The following is a 23,515-nucleotide window of genomic DNA, read 5'->3' on the forward strand; positions in this document are numbered from 1 at the left end:
GCGGCTGCCTAGTAGCCCTGCGAGAGATCGACGCGGTGCTCCAGCGGTTCTCCGCTCATGAAATGCTTCAGATTGGCGAGAAACCGTGCCGATCCGCGCTCGAACAGGGTGTCCTGCGCGCGGCCGGCGAGGTGCATCGACACATGGATATTTTCGCGCGACCACAGCGGATGTTCGGCAGGAAGCGGCTCGGGTTCCGTCACGTCGAGGAAGGCGCCGCCGAGATGCCCCGAATCGATTGCGGCCAGCAAGGCATCCTGCTGGATTACGCTGCCCCGCGCGAAGTTGAGGAATACCGCGCCGGGCTTCATTGCCGCGAACTCCGCTTCGCCGAACATCCGCTGCGTCTCGGGGGTGGAAGGCACGATCGCGATCACCCAGTCGAAACGGCCGAGTTCGCCGCGCCACTCCTCCGATCCCAGGTCGTCTGGTCCCGGACGGCGCCGCACGCCGGTTACGTCCGCCCCGAATACGCGCAGGATCTCCGCGATCCGTCCGCCGATCTCCCCGGCACCGACCACCAGCACTTTCGAACCCAGCAGTTCGCGCTTGCCGGGAGGCTGCGCAAGCCAGGCGTGCCGGTCCTGCGCCCGCACGACCTGACGCCAGCCTTTCGCCACCGTCAGCATCCCCATGACGGCATATTCGGCCACCGATTGCGCGTGAATGCCCGAGCCATTGGTCAGTTGAACATCCCGCTCCGCGATCAGCTGCAGAGGGAGCCAGTCCACACCCGAGGAAAGCGCCGTATACCAGACCAGCTTACCTGCCGCCGCGATGAATTGCGCCGCCAGGACCGGCGTCACCGGGTCCAGCCACGCGATCTCGGCCTGGGGCGCCAGTTTGAGGAGATGTTCGTCGTTCTCATACCAGAGCGGTTCGACACCTTCAGGCAAGCGTCCTTCCAGCAGGTCACGCGACTTGGCGTTGATCACGGCGACAGTCATGGCGAACTCCGATAGCCGTCCCGTTCCAGGACTTTAGCCTGTGATCGAGACGGCCACACGAATTGGCAAGGACTGGCGCGCTGCGGTTACTGCAAGTGCCATCCCGCCGCGCTCAAGCGTTCAGCCGAGCTTCCATTCCCAGCCCAGCGGATCGCCGTCCATCGCCTCCACGCCCTTGGCGGCCAGCTCGTCGCGCAGCGCGTCGGACGTGGCGAAGTCCTTCTCCGCACGGGCGACCTTGCGGCGAGCCAGAACGTCGTCGATTTCGGACTCGGATATTTCCGCCGACCGCGGACGCAGACGCAGGTCGGCGCGGCCGGTTCCAAAGAGGTCGAGGCCGAGCACAGCGTCCATCGCCTCGATCGCGGCGCGTTTCGCGGAAGGATCGACCTTCTTGGCGGCGAGCACCTCTTCCAGCGCAGTCAAGGCCACGGCAGTATTGAGATCTTCCCCGATCGCCTTCTCGAACGCGTCTAGCATGGGCACGAGTTTGGGATGCCGGGCATCGCCCGCCGCCACGTCGCCAAGCCGTTCGATAACGATGATCATGCGCTTGAGACGGACGAGGGCGGCGGCGAGACCTTCCCAGGAGAATTCCAGTTCGGACCGGTAATGTGCCTGAAGGCACATCATGCGGTAGCCGAGCGGATGATAGCCTTTGTCGATCAGCAGCTGCAGCCTCAGGAACTCGCCCGACGACTTGCTCATCTTGCCCGAGCGCTCGACAAGAAAATTGTTGTGCATCCATATCTTCGCGCCGGAATTTGACGCCACGTCGAGGCCGCAGGAGTCTTCAGGGCCGCAGCAGAACGCCTGGTTCTGAGCGATCTCGTTAGGGTGGTGGATCTCTCGGTGATCGATGCCGCCGGTGTGAATGTCGAAGGGGAAGCCTAGAAGATCACCTGACATGACCGAACATTCGAGGTGCCAGCCCGGAGCACCCCGGCCCCACGGCGAGTCCCATTCCATCTGACGCTTCTCGCCCTCGGGCGTCTTGCGCCAGATCGCGAAGTCGGCCGCGTTGCGCTTGCCTTCCACGGCTTCGATCCGCCCCTCGCCTTCGTCCGTTACGGCCCGCGCGAGGCGGCCGTAGTCCGCGACGGTAGACACATCGAAATAGAGACCACTTTCCAATTCGTAACAGTGCTTTGGAGCGATCTTCTCGGCAAATTCTATCATCTGCGGCACATAGTCCGTCGCGATGGACCACTTCGCCGGCTGGCGAATGTTCAGCGCCTGGATGTCGGCCCAATAAGCCTGTGTGTAATGCGCGGCGATATCCCAAATGGACTGCGACTGCGCCCGCGCCATCTTCTCCATCTTGTCCTCGCCCGCATCGGCATCGTCGGTCAGATGGCCCACGTCGGTAATGTTGATGACATGGGTGAGCTTGTAGCCCTTGTGGCTCAGCGTCCGGCCGAGAATATCCGCAAAGACATAGGCGCGCATGTTGCCGATGTGGGGGTAGTTGTAGACTGTCGGCCCGCAGCTATAGACGCGCGCCTCGCCGGGATGGACGGGCTGGAACGGTTCCAGCTGGCGGGTCAGGCTGTTGAACAGCGTCAGGCTTTGGGTCTCGGTCATGCCGGGCGGCATAAGCGGCCGGCCGAGCCGAGGTCAATCCTCGTCGTCCCATATCGCCGTCCAGGACTTGATCCCGGACCACGGGAAGCAGGAACTCACTCTTCCTCGAACAACCCGGCCAGCTGCTCGATCATCGTGCCGCCAAGCTGCTCGGCGTCCATAATCGTCACGGCGCGGCGATAGTAGCGGGTCACGTCGTGGCCGATGCCGATGGCGACAAGCTGAACCGGGCTCTTGGCTTCGATCCACTCGATCACCCGTCGCAGATGCGCTTCAAGGTAACCCGCCGAGTTCACCGACAGCGTCGAATCGTCCACCGGCGCGCCGTCGGAGATCACCATCATGATCCGGCGATCCTCGGGCCGCGCCAGCATGCGGTTGTGCGCCCAGAGCAGGGCCTCGCCGTCGATGTTCTCCTTGAGCAATCCTTCGCGCATCATCAGGCCCAGATTCTTGCGCGCGCGGCGCCAAGGCTCATCAGCCTTCTTGTAAATAATGTGTCGTAAGTCATTGAGACGGCCGGGATGTTGCGGACGACCGCCAGCCAGCCAGGACTCGCGGCTCTGCCCGCCTTTCCAGGCGCGCGTGGTGAAGCCCAGGATCTCGACCTTGACGCCGCAACGCTCCAGGGTGCGGGCCAGCACGTCGGCGCTGATCGCAGCGATCGAGATCGGGCGGCCGCGCATGGATCCGGAATTGTCGAGCAGCAGGGTGACGACTGTGTCCTTGAACTCGACGTCCCGCTCGACCTTGTAGGACAGCGACTGGCCGGGCGACACGACCACGCGGGCGAGCCGTGCGGCATCGAGCAGGCCCTCTTCCTGGTCGAAGTCCCACGAACGGTTCTGCTGCGCCATCAGGCGGCGCTGGAGCCGGTTGGCAAGCCGCGTCACCACGCCTTGAAGACCCTTGAGCTGGGCATCGAGGTAAGCGCGCAGCCGGGTCAGCTCCTCGTCGTCGCAAAGCTCCGAAGCGACCACGGTCTCATCGTAGGCCTCCGTGAAGACCTTGTAGTCGAAGCTGTCGGGAATGTCGGTCCAGGGGCGGTTCGGGCGGACGGGCATCATGCCCTCCTCGCCTTCCTGGCCCTCTTCGCCGTCTTCCATCTCGTCCGAGTTCTCGCCCTCGGCCTCGCTCTCGCCTTCGTCCTGACCGCTGGCGGGCTCTGCCGCCATTTCCGTGGACTCGGGCTCCTGCCCGCTCTCTTCGCCGGTTTCGTCCTCTTCGGTCTCGTCGTCGCCGTCCATGTTCTCGGACTCTTCGGGCGGCTGTTCGATCCGTTCGGCCTGAGTCATCTCCAGGTGCATGAGCATGTCGAGCGAGAGCTTCTGGAAAGCCTTCTGGTCCTCGATGGAGTCGGCCAGCGCCTCGAAATCGTCGCCGGCTTTCGATTCGATCCAGCGGCGCACCATGTCGACGCCGAACTGCGCGGTTTCGGGCACGGGCTGTCCGGTGAGCCGCTCACGCAGCAGCAGCGCCAGCGCGGTCGGGATCGGCACGCCGTCCGGACTGTCGGCACGGGTGATCGGATCGCTGGCCACACGCGCTTCCAGCGAAGCGTCGAGGTTGGCGCGCATGCCCTGGTAGTGATTGGACCCCAGCGCTTCGTAGCGCACCGTCTCCACCGCATCGTAGCAGGCCCGCGCCGAAGGATCGGCCGGGGCGTTGCGCATATGCAGCTTGTCATTGTGGTGTCGCAGGCGCAGTGCGAAGCTGTCCGCATAGCCGCGCGCCTGCATGGCTGCCGCTTGCGGGATCGAGCGGCCGGGCATCGGAACGCGGAACGTCTGCCCGGTGGAACTGGGAGCGTCAGCGGTCCAGTTCACCTCGATCTCGGCATCCTGCGCAATGGCGCGAGAGGCGCCGGTCAGGGCCAGCTTGAAGCGATCGACGGGAGTTTCTTCGGACATGCCACGCTCAATGGCGGCTTAGTCCGCCCGGTGCAAGCCGCGAAGCGCAAGCCGCCGGACGAAGCAGAAGGCACGTCGTCCCGGGCTTGATCCGGGATCGCTGGCCATGACCTGCCCACTTCAAGGCTGGGCGCTCACAAGAGAGCTATCGCCTCAAGATTTTGCAGCGGTCCCGGATCAAGCCCGGGACGACGTTCTATGCCTCAGGTCAGAGCGACTGGCCGGTCTTGGCCCAGTCGGCCATAAAGCCTTCGATGCCCTTGTCCGTGAGCACGTGCTTCACCAGATTGCGGATGACCGCAGGCGGCATCGTCGCGACGTCGGCGCCGATGCGGGCGCATTCGAGAACATGGACGGGGTGACGGATCGAGGCGGCCAGGATCTCGGTCTCGAAGGCGTAGTTGTCGTAGATCAGGCGGATGTCGCGAATCAGGTCCATGCCGTCGAAGCCGTTGTCGTCATGACGGCCGACGAAGGGCGACACGAACGACGCACCGGCCTTGGCGGCGAGCAGCGCCTGATTCGCTGAGAAGCAGAGCGTGACGTTGACGAGCGTGCCGTCCGAAGTCAGCTTCTTGCAGGTCTTCAGGCCGTCGATGGTGAGCGGCACCTTGATGCAGACGTTGTCGGCGATCTTGCGCAGGATTTCGGCCTCGCGCATCATGCCTTCGTGGTCGAGGGCGACGACCTCTGCGCTGACCGGGCCATCGACCAGGCCGCAGATTTCCCTGGTGACTTCCAGGAAGTCGCGGCCGGACTTGGCGATCAGCGAGGGATTGGTGGTAACGCCGTCGAGCAGGCCGGTAGCGGCGAGATCGGCGATGTCGTTGGTGTCGGCGGTGTCGACGAAGAACTTCATGGCGCGGTTCCTGTGGATGCGAGGCTGTGCGCGGGCACACGGGGGCAGGCACCCAGGCGCCCGCCGATTCTGGCGCTTCCTATAGGGACGCGCGCCCGTCCCCGCTAGCCTTCCCTCGGCCCGCCGCGTCAGCTCTTCTTGAATGCTCCGATCAGCACTGCGTCGCCGGTTTCCGCGGGATCCTGCCGGATCGCCGCTTCGGCCGCGCCGATCTCGTACCAGATGCCGTTGTCGGCATCGAGCGCGAGGGCGTGAGCGGTATCCTGGACGGTGACGCCCTTGAGCGCGGCGATCGCCCGGTTGAGGGTGGTGTCCTGCGCTTCTTTGATGGCGCGCTCGATCTCAGGGATCATGGCGTTGACGAGGGCCGGCCCCATGGCGCGGCGAAGGAGCGTGGTCGCTGCCGTGTTGCCGCCTACGAGCACTTCCGCAGGGTTCGAGATGGGCACACTCTGCGCCGTCTTGAGCACCAGCGGCCCCGCTACCCGCGCACCGGGCGTGGCGAAGAGATTGAGCTGGTACTGAAGCTTGTCGCGGAATGCCTTGGACTTGAGCACGCCGGTAGTGGTGCGCCCCGGACGCCCGAACAGCACCGGCATCGGGATACGTGCGACGGGGCTGGTCCAGAAGCCTTCAGGCTGACCGAGCCAGGCGAAAGCGCGCTCGGACGAGGTGCGCATGAGCCGGCGCACCGGATCGGCGTTGGCGGAACCGGGCCCGCCCGCCCCCGAACCGGCGAGAGTCGAACAACCGGGCAGCATCAGCACGCCGGTGGCAAGAAGCCCCATGAGGACGCCCCGCCGGCTCCAGTCCGAGCCCGCTTCCCCGGCAGGTTCCGCCGAATTATCCCCTGTTCCCCAGTTCACCATCATCAACTCCTTCACGCCCCCAGGCAGCAGTGCCTATATGCAACCCACATGAAACGCGTCCGAATCCTCGTCTTCAACGCTGCACTTGGCGTCCTCGACTACCGCGTCCCCGAGGGCATGGCGATAGAATTCGGATCCGTTGTGATTGCCCCGCTCGGCCCCCGGCAAGTACTGGGCATCGTCTGGGAACCCGATCGCCTGAGCGCGCAGGACGTGCCCGAGTCCAAGCTGCGCCCACTGCTGGAAGTGCTTCCGGTCCCGCCATTGCCCGAGCGCCTGCGCCGCCTGATCGAATGGACCGCCGACTACTACTGCACCTCCCTATCCTCGGTGGCGCGCATGGCGCTCGGCAGCATGGCCGCGCTGCGGGGCGGCGGCACGACCACCGAATACCGCCTGACCGGCCAGGAACCCGCGCGCCTCACCCCGCAGCGCGCGGCCGCGCTCGATGCGCTCCAAGGCGAGCAGGCCTCAATCAAGGAACTGGCGGACCGGGCCTCCGTTTCCGAAGGCGTGCTGCGCGGCATGGTCGGCGCCGGGCTGCTGGAACCGGTCGTGGTGGACCTCGATCGCCGCTATCCCCCTGCCCGCCCCGAACATGCCGAGCCCACCCTCTCGGAAGGGCAGCAGGCGGCGGCAGACATCTTCGTGGAAGCCGTGAACGACCGCAAGTTCGCGCCTTTCCTGCTCGACGGCGTGACCGGCTCGGGCAAGACCGAGACCTACTTCGAAGCCGTGGCGGAAGCGTTGCGCCTGGGCCGTCAGGTTCTCGTCCTCCTTCCCGAGATCGCGCTCACCGAGAACTTCCTGCGCCGCTTCGAGCATCGCTTCGGCGTGCCGCCGATCCTCTGGCATTCCTCGCTCAAGTCCAGCGAGCGGCGTCGGGCCTGGCGCGCGATCGTGGCGGGCGAGGCGCAAGTCGTCGTCGGCGCGCGATCGGCACTGTTCCTGCCTTATGCCGAGCTGGGCCTGATCGTCGTCGACGAGGCACACGAAGTCTCTTTCAAGCAGGACGACGGCGTACGCTACAACGCCCGCGACGTGGCGGTGATGCGCGCCAAGTTCGAAGCGATCCCGGTGGTGCTCGCCAGCGCCACGCCGGCGCTCGAATCGATGCAGCTTGCCGAGGCCGGTGTCTATCGCAAGATCGACCTGCCCGCGCGCTTTGGCGGCGCGCAGCTTCCCGACATCCAGATCCTCGACTTGCGCCAGGAACCGCCGGAACGCGGCAAATGGCTCGCCCCTCGCCTTGTCGAGGAAATGAAGGCGCGGCTGGCGCGCGGCGAACAGTCGCTGCTGTTCCTCAACCGCCGGGGCTACGCGCCGCTGACGCTCTGCCGCCAATGCGGATACCGCTTCCAGTGCCCCCACTGCACCGCCTGGCTGGTGGAGCACCGCTTCTCTCAGCGCCTTGCCTGCCATCACTGCGGCCATGAAGTGCCGGTGCCCGATGCGTGCCCTGAATGCGGCACCGGGGACTGCCTCGTCGCCTGCGGACCGGGCGTGGAGCGCATCGCCGACGAAGTGGCCGAAGTCCTGCCCGAGGCGCGCGTGGCGCTGGTCACTTCGGACACCATGAATACGGCCGAGGCAGTCGGCGAATTCGTCGCCAAGGCCGAGGGCAAGGCGATCGACGTGATCGTCGGCACCCAGCTCGTCACGAAGGGCTATCACTTCCCCGATCTGACGCTCGTGGGCGTGGTCGATGCCGATCTCGGCCTCGAAGGCGGGGATTTGCGCGCGGCGGAGCGGACCTACCAGCAGGTCGCCCAGGTCGCCGGACGCGCGGGTCGCGGGGAGAAGCCGGGTGAAGTGCTGATCCAGACGCGCCATCCGGAAGCCTCGGTGATCTCGGCGCTGGCCGCGGGGGACCGTGACGCCTTCTACGCCGCCGAGATCGAGGCACGGCGCGATGCCAACGCCCCCCCATTCGGCCGCTGGGCGGCGATCATCGTCTCGTCGGAGGATCAGTCGGAAGCGAAAGCCGCCGCCCGCGCCATCGGCGGCACTGCGCCCAACCATCCCGACATGCTCGTGCTCGGCCCTGCCCCCGCCCCGCTCTCGCTGCTGCGCGGCAGGCACCGGTTCCGGCTGCTGATCAACGCGCGGCGTTCGGCCGAATTGCAGAAGACTTTGCGGGATTGGCTGGAGCCGCTTCAGTTCCCGCGCGGGGTGCGGGTGAACATCGACATCGATCCCTATTCTTTCGTGTGAGCCTCACGTCGTCCCGGAGCGTCGATCACCCCCTCTCCCGCTTCAACAGTTCCCGCTTGATAGCCTCGCCATAGGCATAGCCGCCGATCGAGCCATCCGTGCGGATCACGCGGTGACAGGGGATCAGCACCGCCACATTGTTCGCGCCGTTCGCCGATCCCGCCGCGCGCACGGCGCCGGGCTTGCCCACGGCGGCCGCGATCTGCGCGTAAGTTCGCGTCTCACCGGCAGGAATACGCTGTAACTCGCGCCAGACCGCTTCCTGAAAGGCCGTACCCTGTACATCCAGGGGGATCGCCCGCGACCGCCCCGGCTGCTCGACCGCCGCCACCACGCTTTGCAGCAGCCTCTCGAACGCCTCCCCGCCCTCGATCAATTCGGCTCTGGGGAAGCGAGCCGCCAGTTCCTCGTGTCCTTCCTCGAACGAGAGACGGCAAACGCCCTTCTCCGTCGCCGCCACCAGCATTCGCCCGAGACTGGTCGGCACGACGGCCCAGTGGATGGTCACTCCGCGCCCGCCGTCCCGCCAGGCGGAAGGCGTCATCCCCAATCTGCCTTCGCTGGCCGCGTAGAACCGCGAACTGGCGCCGAACCCGGCCTCGTAGATCGCCTTGGTTACGCTGGCGCCGTCGCTCATGGCATCGCCTGCCCTAGCGACCCGCCTGGCCCGCAGGTATTCCGAAGGCGACAACCCGACAGAGCGCTTGAACACCCGCTGAAAATGCGTCGGACTATAGCCCACCGCCTCAGCCAGCACCGCAAGACCGGGAACTCTTTCCGCGTCCGGGTCCAGCATCCGCAAGGCGGCGGCGACGGCTTCCTCGTCGCGCGAAACGTCGCCGGGCCGGCAGCGCAGGCAGGCTCGCAGCCCGAACCGCTCGGCCGCCCCGACATCCGCGAAGAAGCGCACGTTCTCCCGCCGAGGATGCCGCGCCGCGCAGGACGGACGGCAATAAATGCCCGTGGTGAGCACCCCCGTCACGAACCGCCCGTCGAAAGTCCGGTCGCGCGCCTTGACGGCCTGCCAGGCCCGATCATCGGTGACGTCGGTCACATCCACACTGCATCTCTCCTGGTCGTACTGAGGCCTGTTCCGAACCTGCCCGCCGCATATCGCATCGGCGGTGGGCAGGACTTGCGAGACATCGCTGATTCGATAGGTCATGGCAAACTCCGCTTCATCCTTTGTCATGACCCTGCAACAGCCGCCTGAGCGATACTTCCCGCCCCTTGCTTTTAAAGCGCTTTCCCGAGCATTGTCCCCAGGCCGTCTCCCGCAGCTTGCATAGTAACACTATCGTCGCTATGCGCGCCCCGTCTGCGGGCCGGGGGGCACGTCATTGTCGTGCGCCCCAAAGTGTCCCAGCCCACCCGATGTAAGGATAGGACACGCGTGGAGAATTCCGGCGGCATCAAGGCCAGCTTGCAAGGACGCTACGCTTCGGCGCTGTTTGATCTTGCCAGCGAGAACGGCACCGTAACGACGGTCGAATCCGACCTCGAGAAGATCGGCCTCGCCATTCGCGAAAGCGGCGATCTGGACGAGCTGATTCGCAACCCCGAAGTCAGCCGCACGGCTGCCGGCAAGGCCATCGAAGCCGTTGCCGACGTGCTCGGCCTTGCGCCGCTCACCAAGAACTTCCTGGGCGTGCTCGCGGCCAACCGCCGGCTCTTCGCCCTGCCCGACATCATCCGCGCCTTCGCCTCGATCGCCGCCGCCCAGCGCGGGGAATCGACCGCCGAGGTCACTTCGGCTCACGCGCTGACCGACCAGCAGGTCGAGGAACTGCGCCAGAAGCTGGAACTGCGCGAGGGTCGCAAGGTCAAGGTCAGGACCAGCGTCGATCCCGACCTGCTCGGTGGCCTCGTCGTCACAATCGGGTCCAAGCGTATCGACAGCTCGATCCGCACTCGTCTCAATTCGCTCGCCCAGGCCATGAAGGGCTAAGAAAGGCAGAACAATGGATATCCGCGCAGCAGAAATCTCGAAGGTCATCAAGGACCAGATCGCCAGCTTCGGCACCGAAGCCCAGGTTTCCGAAGTCGGCTCGGTTCTGTCGGTCGGTGACGGCATCGCCCGCATCCACGGCCTCGACAAGGTTCAGGCCGGTGAAATGGTCGAGTTCGCCAACGGCGTTCAGGGCATGGCGCTCAACCTCGAAGCCGACAACGTCGGCGTCGTGATCTTCGGCTCGGACGCCGAAATCCGCGAGGGCGACAGCGTCAAGCGCACCAACACCATCGTCGACGTTCCCGTCGGCAAGGGCCTGCTCGGCCGCGTGGTGGACGCCCTCGGCAACCCTATCGACGGCAAGGGCCCGATCGTCACCGAAACCCGCGCCCGCGTCGAAGCCAAGGCGCCCGGCATCATCCCGCGCAAGTCGGTGCACGAACCCGTGCAGACCGGCCTCAAGGCGATCGACGCCCTGGTTCCCGTCGGCCGCGGCCAGCGCGAACTGATCATCGGTGACCGCCAGACCGGCAAGACCGCTGTCGCCATCGATACCTTCATCAACCAGAAGGAAGCGAACGCAGGCGACGACGAGAGCAAGAAGCTCTACTGCATCTACGTCGCCGTCGGCCAGAAGCGCTCGACCGTCGCGCAGATCGTGCGCCAGCTCGAAGAGAACGGCGCGATGGAATATTCCATCGTCATCGCCGCCACCGCTTCGGAACCGGCCCCGCTGCAGTACCTCGCGCCCTACACCGGCGCCGCCATCGGCGAATTCTTCCGCGACAACGGCATGCATGCCGTGATCGTCTACGACGACCTTTCCAAGCAGGCCGTGGCCTATCGCCAGATGTCGCTGCTGCTGCGTCGTCCGCCGGGCCGCGAAGCCTACCCCGGCGACGTGTTCTATCTCCACAGCCGCCTGCTGGAACGCGCTGCCAAGCTGAACGACGAGAACGGCGCCGGCTCGCTGACCGCCCTGCCGATCATCGAAACCCAGGCCGGCGACGTTTCGGCCTACATCCCAACGAACGTGATCTCGATCACCGACGGCCAGATCTTCCTTGAAACCGGCCTGTTCTACCAGGGCATCCGTCCGGCCATCAACGTGGGTCTGTCGGTGTCGCGCGTCGGCGGCTCGGCCCAGACCAAGGCGATGAAGAAGGTTGCCGGCTCGATCAAGCTGGAGCTGGCGCAGTACCGCGAAATGGCAGCCTTCGCCCAGTTCGGTTCGGACCTCGACGCCTCGACCCAGAAGCTCCTCAACCGCGGTGCGCGCCTGACTGAGCTGCTCAAGCAGAAGCAGTTCTCGCCGCTGAAGTTCGAAGAGCAGACCGTGTCGATCTTCGCCGGCACCAACGGCTACCTCGACAACCTGCCGGTCGCGAAGGTCACCGAGTACGAAGCCGAAATGCTCGACTTCATGCACGAACAGCATGCCGACGTCCTCGAACTGATCCGCACGACGAAGGATTTCGGGAACGACGCCAAGGCGAAGACCAAGGCTGCGCTCGACGCCTTCGCCAAGCAGTTCGCTTAAGAGAAACCGTCATCCCGGCGAAAGCCGGGATCGCAGGCGGTCTTGAAGCAGCCTTTCGAAAAGGCCCCGCCTAAAGACCGCCACCGATCCCGGACCAGGTCCGGGAAGACGAAACGAGGAACAACGAGTGGCTTCGCTCAAGGAACTCAAAGGCCGCATCAACTCGGTCAAGTCGACCCAGAAGATCACCAAGGCCAAGCAGATGGTCGCCGCGGCCAAGCTGCGCAAGGCGCAGGCCGCCGCGGAGTCCGCGCGTCCCTACGCCGCCCGCCTCGCCGAAGTGATGGGCTCGCTTGCGGGCAAGATCACGGTCAGCGAAAACAGCCCCAAGCTGCTCGCCGGCACCGGCAGCGACAAGGTTCATCTCCTCGTCGTGATGAACTCGGACAAGGGCCTGGCCGGCGCGTTCAACTCGAACATCGTCAAGGCCGCGCGCATCAAGGCGAAGGAACTGGAAGCACAGGGCAAGACCGTCCTGTTCTACCTGGTCGGTCGCAAGGGCCGCGCGCCCCTGCGCCGCGAGTTCCCGAAGCAGATCGCGCATCTCTTCGACACCACGGACGTGCGTGACCCGGGCTTCGACGAGGCCGAACGCATCGCCAACGAACTCGTCGCGCTCTACGAGGCCGGCAAGTTCGACGTGGCGCATCTGTTCTACTCGAAGTTCCGTTCGGCCCTGGTGCAGGAACCGACCGACCAGCAGATCATCCCCGTCCCGGCGCCCAAGGCGGTCGCCGCCACCGCCGGTGCCGACGCGGTGACCGAGTACGAGCCGGAAGAGGAAGAGATCCTCGCTGCGCTGCTGCCGCGCTATCTGCGCACGCAGCTCTTCGGTGCCCTTCTGGAAAACGCCGCCTCCGAACAGGGTGCGTCGATGACCGCGATGGACAACGCGACGCGGAACGCGGGCGACCTGATCAAGAAGCTGACCATCCAGTACAACCGCAGCCGCCAGGCCGCGATCACGACTGAACTCGTTGAAATCATTGCTGGCGCGGAAGCGCTGTAGCAACACCGGAAGCAGCTGGCGCGGAAGCGCTGTAAGTAACCGCAGGCAAGGAAACCAAAATGGCCACCGCACCCGTGCTAAACCTGACCGCCACTGGCAAGATCAGCCAGATCATCGGCGCTGTCGTCGACGTCACCTTCGAAGGTGAACTGCCGGCGATCCTCACCGCCCTCGAGACCGAGAACAACGGCCAGAAGCTGGTTCTCGAAGTCGCGCAGCACCTCGGCGAGAACACCGTCCGCACCATTGCCATGGACGGCACCGACGGCCTGACCCGCGGCCAGCCCGTCGCCAACACCGGCAAGCAGATCTCGGTCCCCGTCGGCCCGAAGACCCTCGGCCGTATCATGAACGTCGTCGGCGATCCGATCGACGAGCGTGGCCCGGTGGGTTCGGACATGTTCGCCCCGATCCACGCCGAAGCCCCGGCCTTCATCGACCAGTCGACCGAAGCCTCGATCTTGGTCACCGGCATCAAGGTCATCGACCTGCTCGCCCCTTACGCCAAGGGCGGCAAGATCGGCCTGTTCGGCGGCGCCGGCGTGGGCAAGACGGTTCTCATCCAGGAACTGATCAATAACATCGCCAAGGGCCACGGCGGCGTCTCGGTCTTCGCGGGCGTCGGTGAACGCACCCGTGAAGGCAACGACCTCTACCACGAGTTCCTCGACGCTGGCGTTATCGCCAAGGACGCCGAAGGCAACGCCACGTCGGAAGGTTCGAAGGTTGCTCTCGTGTTCGGCCAGATGAACGAACCGCCGGGCGCCCGCGCTCGCGTCGCTCTCTCGGGCCTGACCATGGCCGAGTACTTCCGCGACCAGGAAGGCCAGGACGTTCTGTTCTTCGTCGACAACATCTTCCGCTTCACCCAGGCGGGTGCGGAAGTGTCGGCTCTGCTCGGCCGTATTCCCTCGGCCGTGGGTTATCAGCCGACCCTCGCCACCGACATGGGCGCGCTGCAGGAACGCATCACCTCGACCACCAAGGGTTCGATCACCTCGGTCCAGGCAATCTACGTCCCCGCAGACGACCTTACCGACCCGGCGCCGGCCGCCTCGTTCGCCCACCTGGACGCAACGACCACGCTGAACCGCGCCATCTCGGAACTGGGCATCTACCCGGCCGTCGACCCGCTCGACTCGACCTCGCGCGTTCTCGAGCCCCGCGTCGTCGGTGCCGAGCACTACGAGACCGCCCGCAAGGTTCAGGAAACCCTGCAGAAGTACAAGTCGCTTCAGGACATCATCGCGATCCTGGGCATGGACGAGCTTTCGGAAGAAGATAAGCTCACCGTCGCCCGCGCCCGCAAGATCCAGAAGTTCTTGTCGCAGCCGTTCCACGTCGCGGAAGTCTTCACCGGCATCTCGGGCAAGTTCGTCCAGCTCGAAGACACCGTGAAGTCGTTCAAGGCCGTCGTCGAAGGCGAGTACGACCACCTTCCCGAAGCTGCCTTCTACATGGTCGGCGGCATCGACGAGGCGGTCGAAAAGGCCAAGAAGCTGGCCGAAGAGGCGTAATCGATCATGGCTCTGCACTTCGAACTCGTCACGCCGGCCAAGCTCGTCCGCTCGGAAGACGTCCACATGGTGGTCGTCCCCGGCACCGAGGGCGAGTTCGGCGTGCTGGAGGGCCATGCGCCCTTCATGTCGACGATCGCCGACGGCGCGCTCAAGGTCTACAGGACCGACGGCGCCGCACCGGAAGAGATCCGCATCACCGGCGGCTTCGCCGAAGTGGGCGACAAGGGCCTGACCGTGCTCGCCGAGCACGTCGGCTGAACGTGCTCATCCGAGCACGGGGCCTGATCTAAACGCGAGCCGCGTTCGAAAGGGCGTCGCCGGGAAAGCCGGCGGCGCCCTTTTCGTTTGCACCCTTCTCTTGCCTCTGGGTCACTTTCGCCGTGCAGTCGGCGCGTGGAAATCGGGCGGCTTGCTCGCCACCCAGCGAACGAAGCGGCGGATTTCCTCCTTTTCCAACAAGGCGCGCGCGGCCGCAGGCATGCGCGCCAGTTCGGCGTTGGTGAAGCTCGCATGGATCGTGCGGTGGCAGATCGGATGAAGCGGAACGACTTCGCGTCCGCCCCGGCTTTTCGGCACCGGATGGTGCCACTCCACTTTGCGTCCGAGCGGCCTGGCGCAGAGCCAGCACGTCTTCGCGTCACTCTCCGTCACTCGCTGTCGCTCTCTACCTGGCTCGTGCCCATTAGTAAGTTATCAAAGTTTCAACCTTAAATCTGCGCGCATCACGGGCGCATCGCCAAGGCATAACGACCGGGCGCTGAAAGGGTTGATGGCAAGATGACTGCATTCGGGCGACGCAGCGGCATGGGCGGGCTCGGCCAGGGCGCCCGGCCCGCTTTCGGCGTGGCCAAGCCGCTCAAGATGGGCGCGGACGCGCCTGCCGCTCCCGGCGCTCCCGCCGTCGATCGCGCGGCTCCACAGAATTCGCGCGAAGATGCCCTCTCCCGCCTCGCGGACCGCGCCAATGCCGTGCACGACGGTCAGTCGGAGCAGAGCAGCTTCGAAGCCTCGATTCACAAGATCAAGGAGCAGGTCCTTCCCCGCCTGCTGGAACGCGTCGATCCCGAAGCCGCCGCCACCCTGACCAAGGACGAACTGTCCGAGGAATTCCGCCCGATCATCATGGAAGTCCTAGCCGAGCTGAAGATCACCTTCAACCGGCGCGAGCAGTTCGCGCTGGAGAAAGTGCTGATCGACGAACTGCTGGGCTTCGGACCGCTGGAGGAGCTGCTGAACGACCCGGATGTCTCGGACATCATGGTCAACGGTCCGAACCAGACCTACATCGAAAAGAAGGGCAAACTGCAGCTCGCGCCGACCAAGTTCCGCGACGAGCAGCACCTGTTCCAGATCGCCCAGCGCATCGTCAACCAGGTCGGTCGCCGCGTCGACCAGACCACCCCGCTGGCCGACGCCCGCCTCAAGGACGGCAGCCGCGTCAACGTGATCGTGCCGCCGCTCTCGCTGCGCGGCACCGCCATCTCCATCCGCAAGTTCTCCGAGAAGCCGATCACCATCGACATGCTCAAGGACTTCGGTTCGATGAGCGACAAGATGGCGACCGCCCTCAAGATCGCCGGCGCCTGCCGCATGAACATCGTCATCTCGGGCGGCACCGGTTCGGGCAAGACGACCATGCTCAACGCGCTGTCGAAGATGATCGACCCGGGCGAGCGCGTGCTGACGATCGAGGATGCCGCCGAACTGCGGCTCCAGCAGCCACACTGGCTGCCGCTCGAAACCCGGCCGCCCAATCTTGAGGGTCAGGGCGCGATCACCATCGGCGATCTCGTAAAGAACGCCCTGCGCATGCGCCCCGACCGGATCATCCTGGGCGAAATCCGCGGCGCCGAGTGCTTCGACCTGCTCGCCGCGATGAACACGGGCCACGACGGCTCGATGTGCACGCTCCATGCCAATAGCCCGCGGGAGTGCCTCGGCCGAATGGAGAACATGATCCTGATGGGCGACATCAAGATCCCCAAGGAAGCGATCAGCCGCCAGATCGCGGAATCGGTGGACCTCATCGTGCAGGTGAAACGCCTGCGCGACGGTTCGCGCCGCACTACCAACATCACCGAAGTGATCGGCATGGAAGGCGACGTGATCGTCACCCAGGAACTCTTCAAGTTCGAATACCTGGACGAGAGCGACGACGGCAAGATCATCGGCGAGTTCCGCAGCTCCGGCCTACGCCCTTATACGCTGGAAAAGGCGCGCCAGTTCGGCTTCGACCAGGCCTACCTCGAAGCCTGCCTGTAAGGGGGCTAACTCCGGAACAGGTCCTTGCCGACCACGCCGAGCAGGAGCACCGCCGCCATCAGTGCGAAAAAGAATACCGAAGTCCACGGCATGAACCCCACGCGGTCGAGATCGCGGCGCTTCATCCTGCGGCGATCGCCCAGCCAGGCTATGACAGCCAGCGCCACTGCGATGCCGCCGATCACGGCCATGATCTTGTCGGAGTCGTTCATAGAGCGCCCTTGCCTCGTTCGGCGGCGAAGTTAAAGCCCGCCAGGTGAGCACCCGCGAAACTTCCGGCGCCCGATCCCATCCCGATCGCCCCCTGCTCGCCATCACCCTGCGGCTGATGGCGATGGTGATGCTCTCGACGATGTTCATGCTGGTCAAGCTGGCCGGAGAGCGCGGCGTATCGGCGCCGGAGATGGTGTTCTGGCGCCAGGCGATGGCCGTGCCGCTGATCGCCGGATGGCTGCTTGCAACCGGCCGCATCGGCCTCCTCAAGACGCGCAGAGTGCCCTCCCATGCCTTCAGGGCCCTGGCCGGCACACTCGGCCTCGTCTGCAACGTCACCGCAGCGATGCTGCTGCCTCTGTCGGTAGGCACGACGCTGGGCTTCACGGCCCCCTTGTTCGCGGTCTTGATCACCGCCCTGATCCTGCGAGATCGTGTGGGTCCGTGGCGCTGGCTGGCGGTCGGCCTCGGCTTCGTCGGCGTGCTCGTCATCACCCAGCCTGCCGATCTGCTCCACGGGGGGATCGGCAGCCTGCCGCCGATCGGTCTCGCCGCCGGCCTCGGCGCGGGCGTGGTGGTGGCCATCGTGAGCTTCCAGATACGCGATCTCGCCCGAACCGAGGCGCCGATCGCCTGCGTGTTCTGGTTCGCCTTCTTCGGCTCGCTGCTGGCCGCCGTCCTGCTACCGCTATTCGGCCGCCCGCACGAGGCGCAGGTCTGGCTGCTGCTCGTCGCCGTGGGCCTGGCCGGAACCCTCGCCCAACTGCTCATCACTGCCGCCCTGCGCCACGGCGCCGTCGCCACGGTAGTTGTCATGGACTATACTGCGCTGATCTGGGCAACGGTCTATGGATACACGATCTTCGGGCACCTTCCGGAGGCCTCGACATGGCTCGGCGCGCCCCTCATCATCGCTGCCGGGCTCATCATCACCTGGCGCGAGCATCACTTGTCCAAGCGGATCTCCCCCACCTCCGCGCTCGACGAAAGTGCCGCCGAGGAGAGCCTCGTCACCACACCGAAGATGACGCGGGAACCGGGCGCCTGAATGCGAGTTGCTCCCTTCGCTCCCCGCGCAATGCCGGGATCCAGCAGGATAAGGAATTCAAGCAATGGTCAAGAAACTCGTTCTCGCCCTGGTGGCTGGCAGCATCGTCGTTTCGGCATCGGCCTGCAATACCGTGAAGGGTGCCGGCAAGGACGTCCAGTCGGTCGGTCAGGCCGGAGAAGACGCCATCAAGTGACTTGAAAGCGATCGCTTTATCCATACCGATGCGGCATGACGCTGCGTCGGTATGGCAAGTCGTGATCGCAGCCCCCTTCCCCTCGATTTTCGCATGGATTAGCGACGCGTGGAGGCGCTCATCCCGGGCGCCGTCGTTGGAAGGGTAAAGCAGTCATGATCAGGAAAGCGGTTCTGGCGCTGGCCGTCTCGAGCCTCGTGGTCGGAGCAGCGGCCTGCAACACCGTGCGCGGTGTCGGCCAGGATATCGAGTCCGTCGCGAATTCGGTGGATCGCGCGACCTGACAGGCTGCGACCAGCCTATGCCAATGCGGCGCGAAGCGGAATTCCCGTTTCGCGCCGCACGCATTTCAAGCTAACGAGATCCGGCTTCAACTGTCGGTGATATGCGCCGCCACCATGGCGCGCGCCCTCTGCCAGAGGATCAGCCGGCTCACCAGCACCATGCCCAGCACGAAACCCAGCATGGCATCGGTCATGATCTGCGCGTTTGCAGCGGGGTGGCCAGCGCCCACTGTCATGCCGCCCGGAAGGATCATGCGCCGCGCTGCAAAGACGGCCAGAAGCAGCAGCAGCGCGAGAGGCGACTGGCGCATCATCACCCGCGCTTCGTCGCCCTCCCCCTCGACATGAAGCCGCATCAGGCGGGAGCGCTGCATGCCGATGCCGCCACCGATGGCTAAGCCGGCTGCAAGCGCCGCCCACCCGAGGAGGCTCGGCGGCATGCCGTAGAGCGCCACGCTTACCGCCGCCGTGACGATCGCCGGCGCAATCCAAAGCAGGGGGAGACGGAGCAGCCTGGCCTTCTCAAGGCTGCGGAACCGCCAGGCCATCACCCCAGCGAATATCAGCAGCGGCAACCAGGCCCCGGATCCGCCTCCCCCCATATGGCTCAGCTACCGCCGAATTCGCTCAGCGACGGGGTGGCCGGCTCGCCGGGCGTTCCCTGCCACACGAGCACCGGCTTGCGGGCGGCGAGCGTTTCGTCAAGGCGACGACGCGGCGCGAAGTGCGGCGCGCTGTGGAGGCTTTGGTCGCCATCCTTTGCGCGCTGGGCAAGGCTGCGCAGCGAACCGATGAAGCGGTCGAGACCGGCCTTGCTCTCGGTCTCGGTCGGCTCGACCAGCATCGCCCCCTTCACCACCAGCGGGAAGTAGACCGTCATCGGGTGGAAGCCCTCGTCGATCAGGCCCTTGGCGATGTCCAGCGTGGAGAAGCCCTCGGCCAGCCCCGCATCGCTGAACAGCGCCTCGTGCATGCACGGGCCGCTCTTGGCGAAGGGTGCCGGCAGCAGGTCCTCGCAGGAACGCAGGACGTAGTTGGCATTGAGCACCGCGTCCTCGGCGACCTGGCGCAGACCGTCGGCGCCGTGGCTGAGAATGTAGGTCAGCGCGCGGGTGAACATACCCATCTGGCCGTGGAAGGCGACCATGCGGCCGAATGCCTGTGCGTGACCCTCGCCCGCGTTTTCCTCTTCGACGAGGTGCACGCGGCCGTCGTCACCGCGGCTGACGAAGGGCAGCGGCGCGAAAGGCGCCAGCGCTTCGGACAGCACGACCGGACCGGCACCGGGGCCGCCACCACCGTGCGGGGTGGAGAAGGTCTTGTGCAGGTTGATGTGCATGGCATCGACGCCGAGGTCGCCGGGGCGCACTTTGCCGACGATGGCGTTGAAGTTCGCGCCGTCGCAATAGACGTAGCCGCCGGCTGCGTGAACCGCGTCGCCGATCGCCTTCATCTCTGGCTCGAACAGGCCGCAGGTGTTGGGATTGGTGATCATCACGCCCGCGACGTTCGGGCCCAGCTTGGCCTTGAGCGCCTCGACATCGACGCGGCCTTCCGGGGTCGCCGGGATCGATTGCACCTTGAAGCCCGCGAAGGCGGCCGTTGCCGGGTTGGTGCCGTGGGCACTCTCGGGCACCAGCACCACGTCGCGCTTCTCGCCGCGCGCGTCGAGCGCGGCGCGGATGCAGAGCAACCCGCAAAGCTCGCCATGGGCGCCGGCCTTGGGGCTCATGGCCACCGAGGCCATGCCGGTCAGCGTGATCAGCCAGTCAGCCAGTTGCTCGATCACTTCCAGCGCGCCCTCGACCGTCTTCTGCGGCTGGAGCGGGTGAACGTCCGCAAAGCCCGGCAGGCGGGCCATCTTCTCATTCAGGCGGGGGTTGTGCTTCATCGTGCACGAACCGAGCGGGAACGGCCCGAGGTCGATCGCATAGTTCTGGCGCGACAGGCGGGTGTAGTGGCGCACGGTTTCCGGCTCGGTCAGGCCCGGCAGCGCCGGCGCCGACTTGCGCAGGAACTTCGACAGGCCTGCAGCCGCCGGACGGCTGGGCTTGTCGAGATCGACGCCGCATTTTTCGGAAGAGCCGAGTTCAAAGCTGAGCGCTTCTTCCAGCATCAGGCCATAGTCGCCCGAGGCGGTCTTGAAACCAGCGCCTTCACCGGCTTCACCCATCTGAGGGCGCCAGCCGCTTGCGTTTACCGCGTTCATGCCAGCACTCCTTCAAGTTCACGGGCAAAGGTCTCGATATCCTCGTCGGTCACGGTTTCAGTCGCCGTCACCAGCAGGCCATTGTGGAGGTCGATGTCTTCGGGGAACAGGCGGCCGAGCGAGACGCCGCCCAGCACCTTGCGGTCGGCCAGTTCGCGCACGACTTCACGAGCGTCGCGCGGCAGCACCAGCGTCGCCTCGTTGAAGTAGGCGTCGTTCAGCACCGTCACGCCCGGCACCTTGGCCAGCCGCTCGATCAGGGTCTGTGCCTTGTCGTGGTTCACGGCTGCAAGCTGGGCCAGGCCTTCACCGCCTAGCAGGGTCAGGTGAATGCTGAAAGCCAGCGCGCAAAGACCTGAATTCGTGCAGATATTGCTGGTCGCTTTCTCGCGGCGGATATGCTGTTCGCGCGTGGAGAGCGTGAGCACAAAGCCGCGCTTGCCTTCGGCGTCGACAGTCTGGCCGCATAGGCGGCCCGGCATCTGGCGCACGAACTTCTCCCGGCAGCCGAACAGGCCCAGGTACGGGCCACCGAACTGCAGGCCCACGCCGATCGACTGGCCTTCGCCCACGACGATATCGGCACCCAGGGCGCCCGGAGCCTCGATCATGCCCAGCGCTACCGGCTCGGTAACGACGGCAACGAGCAGCGCGCCCTTGGCGTGGGCGGCATCGGCAATCGCGGCAAGGTCAGGAATGCGGCCCATCACGTCCGGATACTGGACGACCACGCAGGAGGTCTTGTCGTCGATCGCCGCGATCACCGCCGCATCGTCAGCCTCGGCCACCAGTTCGGGCTTCAGCGAAACGATGTCGTCCTCGGTGAACTTCGCCATCGTGCGCACCACTTCGGCGTAGTGCGGGTGCAGTCCGCTGGACAGCACGGCGCGATCCTTGCGGGTCACGCGCGCGGCCATCAGGATGGCTTCCCAGCAGGCGGTCGAACCGTCGTACATCGAGGCGTTGGCGATGTCGGTACCGAACAGCCGCGCCACCTGCGTCTGGAACTCGAACAGCACCTGCAGCGTGCCCTGCGCGATTTCCGGCTGGTAGGGCGTGTAGGCGGTCAGAAACTCGCCGCGCTGGATCAGGTGATCGACGGAGGCGGGGACGTGATGGCGATAGGCACCGGCGCCGATGAAGAACGGCGCGGTGCCGGCCGAAAGGTTCTTCGCCGCAAGCGCGGACATGTGCCGCTCCACCGCCATTTCGCTGGCGTGGGCGGGCAGCCCCTCGATGGGGCCGGAAAGCCGGGCCTCGGCGGGCACGTCGACGAACAGATCGTCAACCGTGTCGGCACCGATGACGCCGAGCATCTCGGCACGATCGGCGGGAGTCAGGGGCAGGTAACGCAAGCGGCGATACTCCGTGAATATATCTTTAAATCAGAGGCTTTCGACGTACTGCTTGTAAGCAGCCTCATCCATCAGCGCTTCCAGCTCCGAAGCGTCCGAGAGCCTGATGCGGAACAGCCAGCCTCCGGTTTCGGCCTGGGTGTTGACCAGTTCCGGCTCGTCGGTCAGCGCGCCGTTGGCTTCGGCGATGGTGCCCGAAACCGGCGTGTAGACGTCGGAAGCAGCCTTCACGGAGTCGACTACGGCGACCGAGTCACCCTTGCCGAACGTGGCACCGGCTTCGGGCAGATCGACGAAAGTGATGTCGCCAAGCTGGCCCTGTGCATAATCGGTGATGCCCACGGTGCCGAGGTCGCCCTCGATTTCGATCCACTCGTGTTCCTGCGAGAAATAACGGGTCATGGGAGAAGCTCCTCAGCGGTGATAACGGTTGGGGACGAAGGGCATGGCTGCGACCGTGGCGTCGAGCTTCTTGCCCCTGAGTTCGATGGAAAGAGCCGTGCCATCCGCGGCGAAGGCTGCGTCGACATAGGCCATGGCAATGGGATGCTGGAGCGACGGTGAGAATCCGCCCGAAGTAACAACGCCAACTTCCTGTTCACCTTGGAAAACCTTGGCACCCTCGCGCGCGGCCTGACGCCCGTTGAGCTTCAGGCCAATGCGCTTTTGCGCAGTGCCTTCTGCGAAGTCGCGCTGGACGCGCTCGCTTCCCGGGAACCCTCCTTCGAGGCGGCGACGCTTGTTGACGCCGAAAGCAAGACCGGCCTCGACCGGACCGCGCGCGGGATCCATGTCATGTCCATATAGCGGCAGGCCGGCTTCGAGACGCAGCGAGTCCCGCGCGCCGAGGCCGATCGGCTTCACGTCCGGTTCGCCGCAAAGCAGGTCCGCGATCATGGCTGCGGAATCGCCGGGGATGGCGATCTCGAAGCCATCCTCGCCGGTATAGCCCGAGCGGCTGATCCAGGCATCGACGCCGCCCAGCTTGAAGGAACCGCCCTTCATGAAGGTCAGGGCGGAAACGCCCGGTGCATGACGCTCCAACGCCTCGGCCGCCTTCGGGCCCTGAAGCGCAAGGAGTGCGTTTTCATCGAGGTGGTTGAGCGTGATGTCGTCCGGCAGATACTCGCGCAGGGTACCGATATCGTCCCACTTGGTCGCGCCGTTGACGACGAGGTAGAAGCCGCTTTCCCAGCGCGTGACCATAAGGTCGTCCAGGATACCGCCGTTTTCGTCGAGCAGGAGCGAGTAGCGCACCGAGCGGGTCTTCAGCGTGGAAAGGTCGATCGGCAGAGCGGCTTCCAAAGCTGCCTCCACACCCTCGCCTGTGATGTAGAGCTGGCCCATGTGGCTGACGTCGAACAGGCCCGCGTTCTCACGCGTCCAGAGGTGCTCGGCCATGATGCCCTCGTACTGGACAGGCATCATGTAGCCGGCGAATTCGACCATGCGGCCACCACGATCCTTGTGCCAGCTGTCCAGCGGCAGCAGCATCGGGGCCAGTTCTTCGGGTTCCTGATCGGAATCGGAAATCGGATATTCGCT

General features: G+C 65.4%; 23 protein-coding genes. 10 read left to right on the plus strand and 13 right to left on the minus strand.

Annotated features, from left to right (window positions below):
- Window positions 1-8: 8 nt before the first annotated feature.
- The 5 genes from L284_RS37395 to L284_RS37415 form a co-directional block, all read right to left on the minus strand.
- The gene (locus L284_RS37395; RefSeq protein WP_021234483.1) at window positions 9-947 is read right to left on the minus strand and encodes a D-2-hydroxyacid dehydrogenase; all 939 of its coding nucleotides are present in this window, start codon (window positions 945-947) and stop codon (window positions 9-11) included.
- A gap of 120 nt (window positions 948-1,067) precedes the next feature.
- Complete coding sequence (cysS, locus tag L284_RS37400) at window positions 1,068-2,531, minus strand: cysteine--tRNA ligase (protein WP_031342408.1); 1,464 nt, start codon at window positions 2,529-2,531, stop codon at window positions 1,068-1,070.
- 95 nt (window positions 2,532-2,626) lie between these two features.
- Window positions 2,627-4,441: a cobaltochelatase subunit CobT gene (gene cobT / locus L284_RS37405; protein ID WP_021234485.1), complete on the minus strand. Its 1,815-nt coding sequence runs from the start codon at window positions 4,439-4,441 to the stop codon at window positions 2,627-2,629.
- A 208-nt stretch (window positions 4,442-4,649) separates the two neighbouring features.
- Window positions 4,650-5,300, minus strand: a complete 651-nt coding sequence (gene fsa / locus L284_RS37410) for a fructose-6-phosphate aldolase (RefSeq protein ID WP_021234486.1) — start codon at window positions 5,298-5,300, stop codon at window positions 4,650-4,652.
- A 128-nt stretch (window positions 5,301-5,428) separates the two neighbouring features.
- Window positions 5,429-6,169, minus strand: a complete 741-nt coding sequence (locus L284_RS37415; RefSeq protein WP_031342410.1) for a DUF4197 domain-containing protein — start codon at window positions 6,167-6,169, stop codon at window positions 5,429-5,431.
- Between the two features lie 48 nt (window positions 6,170-6,217).
- Between L284_RS37415 and L284_RS37420 the strand changes: the two genes are divergently transcribed.
- Entirely contained in the window at window positions 6,218-8,383 is a 2,166-nt protein-coding gene (locus tag L284_RS37420) for a primosomal protein N' (protein WP_021234488.1), read from the plus strand.
- Window positions 8,384-8,408: 25 nt separating this feature from the next.
- Here L284_RS37420 and ada read toward each other — a convergent pair whose 3' ends face one another.
- Window positions 8,409-9,548, minus strand: a complete 1,140-nt coding sequence (ada, locus tag L284_RS37425) for a bifunctional DNA-binding transcriptional regulator/O6-methylguanine-DNA methyltransferase Ada (protein WP_081674026.1) — start codon at window positions 9,546-9,548, stop codon at window positions 8,409-8,411.
- A gap of 228 nt (window positions 9,549-9,776) precedes the next feature.
- Between ada and L284_RS37430 the strand changes: the two genes are divergently transcribed.
- From L284_RS37430 to L284_RS37450, 5 genes are all read left to right on the plus strand, one after another.
- Window positions 9,777-10,331 carry a F0F1 ATP synthase subunit delta gene (locus tag L284_RS37430; protein ID WP_021234490.1) on the plus strand — a complete coding sequence of 185 codons (555 nt, stop codon included), beginning with the start codon at window positions 9,777-9,779 and terminating at the stop codon, window positions 10,329-10,331.
- 13 nt (window positions 10,332-10,344) lie between these two features.
- Window positions 10,345-11,874 carry a F0F1 ATP synthase subunit alpha gene (atpA, locus tag L284_RS37435; protein WP_021234491.1) on the plus strand — a complete coding sequence of 510 codons (1,530 nt, stop codon included), beginning with the start codon at window positions 10,345-10,347 and terminating at the stop codon, window positions 11,872-11,874.
- Between the two features lie 127 nt (window positions 11,875-12,001).
- On the plus strand, window positions 12,002-12,883 hold the full coding sequence (locus L284_RS37440; RefSeq protein WP_021234492.1) for a F0F1 ATP synthase subunit gamma: 882 nt from the start codon (window positions 12,002-12,004) through the stop codon (window positions 12,881-12,883).
- Window positions 12,884-12,942: 59 nt separating this feature from the next.
- The gene (gene atpD / locus L284_RS37445) at window positions 12,943-14,400 is read left to right on the plus strand and encodes a F0F1 ATP synthase subunit beta (protein ID WP_021234493.1); all 1,458 of its coding nucleotides are present in this window, start codon (window positions 12,943-12,945) and stop codon (window positions 14,398-14,400) included.
- A gap of 6 nt (window positions 14,401-14,406) precedes the next feature.
- Window positions 14,407-14,661 carry an ATP synthase F1 subunit epsilon gene (locus tag L284_RS37450; protein ID WP_021234494.1) on the plus strand — a complete coding sequence of 85 codons (255 nt, stop codon included), beginning with the start codon at window positions 14,407-14,409 and terminating at the stop codon, window positions 14,659-14,661.
- 111 nt (window positions 14,662-14,772) lie between these two features.
- On the opposite strand, the gene L284_RS0124360 is transcribed toward L284_RS37450, so the two are convergent.
- Window positions 14,773-15,054, minus strand: coding sequence for an HNH endonuclease (locus tag L284_RS0124360; protein WP_031342413.1), 282 nt, complete (start codon window positions 15,052-15,054; stop codon window positions 14,773-14,775).
- 126 nt (window positions 15,055-15,180) lie between these two features.
- On the opposite strand from L284_RS0124360, the gene L284_RS37455 reads away from it, so the two are divergent.
- Window positions 15,181-16,665, plus strand: a complete 1,485-nt coding sequence (locus L284_RS37455; protein ID WP_031342414.1) for a CpaF family protein — start codon at window positions 15,181-15,183, stop codon at window positions 16,663-16,665.
- Between the two features lie 5 nt (window positions 16,666-16,670).
- Here L284_RS37455 and L284_RS37460 read toward each other — a convergent pair whose 3' ends face one another.
- Complete coding sequence (locus tag L284_RS37460; RefSeq protein ID WP_021234497.1) at window positions 16,671-16,877, minus strand: hypothetical protein; 207 nt, start codon at window positions 16,875-16,877, stop codon at window positions 16,671-16,673.
- Window positions 16,878-16,921: 44 nt separating this feature from the next.
- Here L284_RS37460 and L284_RS37465 point away from each other — a divergent pair, with 44 nt between their 5' ends.
- The 3 genes from L284_RS37465 (at window position 16,922) to L284_RS48415 (ending at window position 18,406) form a co-directional block, all read left to right on the plus strand.
- Window positions 16,922-17,926, plus strand: coding sequence for a DMT family transporter (locus tag L284_RS37465; RefSeq protein ID WP_021234498.1), 1,005 nt, complete (start codon window positions 16,922-16,924; stop codon window positions 17,924-17,926).
- Between the two features lie 64 nt (window positions 17,927-17,990).
- Entirely contained in the window at window positions 17,991-18,122 is a 132-nt protein-coding gene (locus L284_RS37470; protein WP_021234499.1) for an entericidin A/B family lipoprotein, read from the plus strand.
- 155 nt (window positions 18,123-18,277) lie between these two features.
- Window positions 18,278-18,406, plus strand: a complete 129-nt coding sequence (locus tag L284_RS48415) for an entericidin A/B family lipoprotein (protein ID WP_021234500.1) — start codon at window positions 18,278-18,280, stop codon at window positions 18,404-18,406.
- A gap of 86 nt (window positions 18,407-18,492) precedes the next feature.
- Here the strand turns inward: L284_RS48415 and L284_RS37475 are convergent, their stop codons facing one another.
- The 5 genes from L284_RS37475 to gcvT are packed head-to-tail and all read right to left on the minus strand — an operon-like array spanning window position 18,493 to window position 23,464.
- Window positions 18,493-18,981, minus strand: coding sequence for a DUF1453 domain-containing protein (locus L284_RS37475; protein ID WP_235054392.1), 489 nt, complete (start codon window positions 18,979-18,981; stop codon window positions 18,493-18,495).
- A gap of 32 nt (window positions 18,982-19,013) precedes the next feature.
- Window positions 19,014-20,615, minus strand: coding sequence for an aminomethyl-transferring glycine dehydrogenase subunit GcvPB (gcvPB, locus tag L284_RS37480; protein WP_021234502.1), 1,602 nt, complete (start codon window positions 20,613-20,615; stop codon window positions 19,014-19,016).
- The gene (gene gcvPA / locus L284_RS37485) at window positions 20,612-21,970 is read right to left on the minus strand and encodes an aminomethyl-transferring glycine dehydrogenase subunit GcvPA (RefSeq protein WP_021234503.1); all 1,359 of its coding nucleotides are present in this window, start codon (window positions 21,968-21,970) and stop codon (window positions 20,612-20,614) included. The genes gcvPB and gcvPA overlap by 4 nt, the downstream gene beginning before the upstream one ends.
- Before the next feature lie 30 nt (window positions 21,971-22,000).
- Window positions 22,001-22,372, minus strand: a complete 372-nt coding sequence (gcvH, locus tag L284_RS37490) for a glycine cleavage system protein GcvH (RefSeq protein ID WP_021234504.1) — start codon at window positions 22,370-22,372, stop codon at window positions 22,001-22,003.
- 12 nt (window positions 22,373-22,384) lie between these two features.
- Window positions 22,385-23,464 carry a glycine cleavage system aminomethyltransferase GcvT gene (gene gcvT, locus L284_RS37495; protein ID WP_031342416.1) on the minus strand — a complete coding sequence of 360 codons (1,080 nt, stop codon included), beginning with the start codon at window positions 23,462-23,464 and terminating at the stop codon, window positions 22,385-22,387.
- Between the last annotated feature and the right edge of the window lie 51 nt (window positions 23,465-23,515).

Source organism: Novosphingobium lindaniclasticum LE124 (assembly GCF_000445125.1).
GTDB classification, from domain to species: Bacteria; Pseudomonadota; Alphaproteobacteria; order Sphingomonadales; family Sphingomonadaceae; genus Novosphingobium; species Novosphingobium lindaniclasticum.